4 protein-coding genes are annotated in these 3,888 nt (G+C 48.1%); all 4 read right to left on the bottom strand.

All coding sequences use genetic code 11. The features are described 5' to 3' along the window. On the bottom strand, positions 1 to 1,399 hold a 1,399-nt coding region (locus NW829_RS01085), incomplete at its 3' end, for a hypothetical protein (RefSeq protein ID WP_414416250.1). 7 nt (positions 1,400 to 1,406) lie between these two features. Then, positions 1,407 to 2,171, bottom strand: coding sequence for a protein phosphatase 2C domain-containing protein (locus NW829_RS01080; protein WP_414388693.1), 765 nt, complete (start codon positions 2,169 to 2,171; stop codon positions 1,407 to 1,409). An 11-nt stretch (positions 2,172 to 2,182) separates the two neighbouring features. Further along, positions 2,183 to 2,950: a hypothetical protein gene (locus NW829_RS01075; RefSeq protein WP_414416249.1), complete on the bottom strand. Its 768-nt coding sequence runs from the start codon at positions 2,948 to 2,950 to the stop codon at positions 2,183 to 2,185. Between the two features lie 92 nt (positions 2,951 to 3,042). Continuing rightward, positions 3,043 to 3,363 carry a hypothetical protein gene (locus tag NW829_RS01070; protein ID WP_414416248.1) on the bottom strand — a complete coding sequence of 107 codons (321 nt, stop codon included), beginning with the start codon at positions 3,361 to 3,363 and terminating at the stop codon, positions 3,043 to 3,045. Positions 3,364 to 3,888: the final 525 nt, after the last annotated feature.

Here is a 3,888-nt window from a genome sequence, read left to right as displayed (position 1 = left end):
GAGTAGCACGTCTGCCCGAATAGATAGTATTAAAAACTGATTCGTCAGGTTGTGAGATTGGGCGTCGAATCTGTGGAGATGGCGATATAGACGGCTTGACTCCAAGCCATTGGCGAGCTTCTCCCTCGCCTGACAATATTTGAATTTGAGACGGAAGTTCAATTGTCATCTGCAGTCTGTCCTGATACCTACCAATTACGCCAGTAACTTTGACCCACTTGTGAACGAGAGAAAGAGGATCAACTTTATCACGGCGGAACGCAGCCAGGGAAGTAGACCACAAAACAAGTGTAAAGGTTTGGTGTGGGTAAGAACCGAAGTTGAGGAATATGTAAGGTTGTCCGTGCTTAGTTTGTGCAGAATGGTAATCGGTAATCAGTCCGATTACTTCCACCCGGTCGCCGATATGTTCTGAGAGTGAGCCAGAAAGAGAAGCGTCAATGACTGGATACTGGCTGCGCCTTTGGGGAACAGTAACGGCTGGAGCGGGAGGGCGGACTGTGATCTTTGGAAAGGTGAAGTTGCCAGAAATGAACTGATCAAGAGACGGAACTTTATCGAATTCGAGCCTGCAAACACCCCTGAATCTCTCCACAAGAGGGGCAAGTTGGGAGATTCTAGAAATGTCAATGAGAAGTGGAGATGACTCGACATCTGCAAAGTCATTTGAGCAAAATAGGATATTCTCGCTGTTGTTGTACTTGTGCCAGAGAGGGGGCGAAGCGGCGACCGCTGAAAGACCGAGATATATCACGATGGCCGAAAACCGGTCAATCGTTGAATTGTAATGAGCAGCGGTTCTTGAAGGATGCTGATAGTTAAGATGTCCGATCTCATTTGTCTTAAGGCTGGAGAGTTCGGGGAGGTAGAATCCATCGTAATCGATAAGGTAGAGCTTCCCTTGCTTGACGAGAATATTACCGTGCTGGAGATCCCCGTGAGCTACTTTGAGGCTTTCAAGACGTTCCACCAAATCGACAAACTCTGGAATAAGCTTAGAAATCACTCCAGGCGTAGAGATATTGCGGTCGATGAAGGTGTTCAGAGTTTCGCCATCGAGCCACTGCATCTTTATAATGGGATGCCACTGGCTGCCAACTTTAATTCCTTGATTAAGACAAATGGCCTTTACAAAAAAACCGTCTGTACAGGTTTGCAGGAACCGTCCAATAGCTTCATAGCGTCTCTGCAAATCTGGAATGGATCTGGTGAAACAGCGGACTGCCCAATGTTGCGAATGATTTTGGAGATGAAATGTGGTTGTGAACCCTCCGGAGTAAGGCTTAGGAATTCCGAACTGATCAGGTTCTGGGGTGGAAACCTTTAATTCCGGATCGCTGAAAGCTGTGCTGGGGTTTTGAACTGCAGCTAAGTATTCATCGCCTCTTGGTAATGGCATAACAAATTCAGAGCCTCACTAAGAGTAAGGTGATGTCATCATTTTTCAAGCGGGTAGAACGACGCGCATCATTCGCCCACGCTTTGAATGATTCCTGAGGCGACGAATTCTCGGTAAAACCGTAGAGAATGTTCCAGGGCTTTTCATTGTTCTCATGCTCGGTGAGGAACCAACACGCGAGGGCATCTGTGGCAAGTAGCAAGAGATCGCCTGATTGCCATTCTGCAGTTTGGCGCTTGACTTTCTCCCAGAGTTGCGAATTGCGGGCCAAATTGGTGGAAAGCAAAGTCGGAGAACTTCCAAATTCGCTTGCGCTGGAAATGGGAAAAGAGAGGACAAGATCATCATTGCGGACTTGAAAGAGACAACTGTCACCGACTGCTATTGCTGACCAAGATCCCGATTCGTTTGAATCGTTTGAGTTTGAGGTGAGTTCGACGCCGAGCAGCGTTGCGAAGGCTCCAAGGCGAACCTTTTCTTCTGCAAACCAAGGCAATGGTCTACGGTTTACAAAAGTGTGCCATCGCTTCGATAATATTTCCGTGCGAGCCTGCAGAGCCTGGATGTTCGTGAAGCGTTCTTTGACAAAAGCACGAGTGAGCATCTTAGCCCAATCGGATGCAAAAGAACTCTCAGTTGCACCGTCGGCAATAGCTATTGCAAAAGTCTCCTGATCGATTATGCCATCTATTTTGGGGGCGAAAGCGTCCTCGTAATCGGCTTCTTCATTGCCAAGCTTTTGCAGCCAGAAATGGTGTAGTGAGAGTCTCATAGGTTCCAAAACTAGCGCAGATTGCTTGGACGCGTTCCAATATCCAAGAAACGAATTACCGAAACGATATCAGCGTTGAAAACAAACCCACGGCTTGCCTCCGAGATATGATATCCTTCCTGTTTTGCTGCATTCTGGATGTGTGTTGGCAGTATGCTCGACATACTGAAGAGTAAGCGGGCAAACTCATCGGGCAGTCCGCTATCGGAGTCTGGAAATTCAATAGGATTAGCCTTCTTAGAAGACAAGTGAACATTGAATAGCAAAACGTTACCATCAGAGCTCGCTAATGATTTGATTTCGTTTGCAGCATCAGAAGGGTTTCCATCTGTCGCCTCACCGTCTGTTATGTTTATCACAATGGGAGGAAAGCAGGAAGGGTGCTGGGCAATCCAGTCTTGAACGATCGTCTTGGCCTGCGTTAATGCTTGGCACATTGGAGTTCCTCCGTTAGCGACGGGATCAAACCAAATTGGGAACTTGATAGTCTGTTCCACGAGCCCGCCGGCTCCATCATCCACTTTCTTGCTACGCTCCTCGATTCGAGCCGGTGAATTTGCGATTTGGCTAATGGGTGATAAATCCTTGCCAGCGAGAGAGCCCATAAAGGCTGAACCGACTGAAGCACCATAACCAATTACGCCAACATAGTAATAGTCTCGAACTCCATCGCTCTTGGCACACTTGATGACTAAGTTTTGAAGCAGCTTGTTGATTGCATCGGAGACACCATCCGCTTTTCTTTTGTTTGGCCCACTACCACCGAACGGGTCTGACATCGATCCCGACTGGTCAATGAGGAACAAGAAACAACTCGGATTGGCTCGACTAATTTCGGCTTGATATGGCATTGCGATTTCCTTTCAGATTATTACATTATTAATTGTTGACTTGTAGAATGCAGAGCCGCACTTTCACATAACGTCTCGGCAAACAACGCCGCCGTTTTGCGAACTAGCTTCCGGTACTCGAATCGGGACGGCGCCATGGCGAAGGTGAATCCAAGAAGAAGGGCAAGCAGTCCCAGGGTTGCCGCTTGAATGCTCCCGATCTGAATTCGCGTCAGCTCGTTTTGTGCTTGGCGTCCTCTGCGACCGAGTTTGTACCCCGAGCCCGCAGCGATCACCATGCATGCAAGCAGCGCGATGGCGATCAGTGCCACTGGTTGGTGATAGAGCAACTCGGTCGTCATTAAAAGCTCCCTGTCGCCTAACATGTGTTTCTGCAGCTAGATGACTGATAATCACCTAAGAAGCAGACTTTTCCATCACCTAGTGTAATGCTGCCCTAATTTGTCTGTATAGTCAACATTTTGAGCGATAATTACCTCCAAAGGGTTTTTATCTGGCTGAATGAGCATTAACACACCTATACCTAGACCCAGAAAGCTCCTGGAGCAAGTCAGCTAGAAATCGCAGGAGCCTCGCACTGTACTCATAAAGTCAGTGTCGGGAGGAATGTGCGACTTCACTTGCCTTGTGCTACAATAACATTGCGGGCACCAGAAACGGTTATTTAAGGCACTGGTAACGGTCGATTGGGGCTGCTGTAAACCAGCCTAGAGGTTCGGGCCTGTTTTGTTCTCTGGTAGAGCAGAGCAGGCCCAGGGCTACTAAAAGCCTACTCTGTATCGCTAAAGCGGTACGGAGTCGGGTAGTTTACTTGCCACACCTTCCGCCATAGTTTTGCCACTCATCTCCTGCAAAACGGCTACGAC

Origin of the sequence: Synechococcus sp. R55.8, from assembly GCF_047461895.1 — a bacterium.
Classification (GTDB): Bacteria; Cyanobacteriota; Cyanobacteriia; order Thermostichales; family Thermostichaceae; genus Thermostichus.
This window is presented reverse-complemented; position numbering and strand designations above follow the sequence as displayed.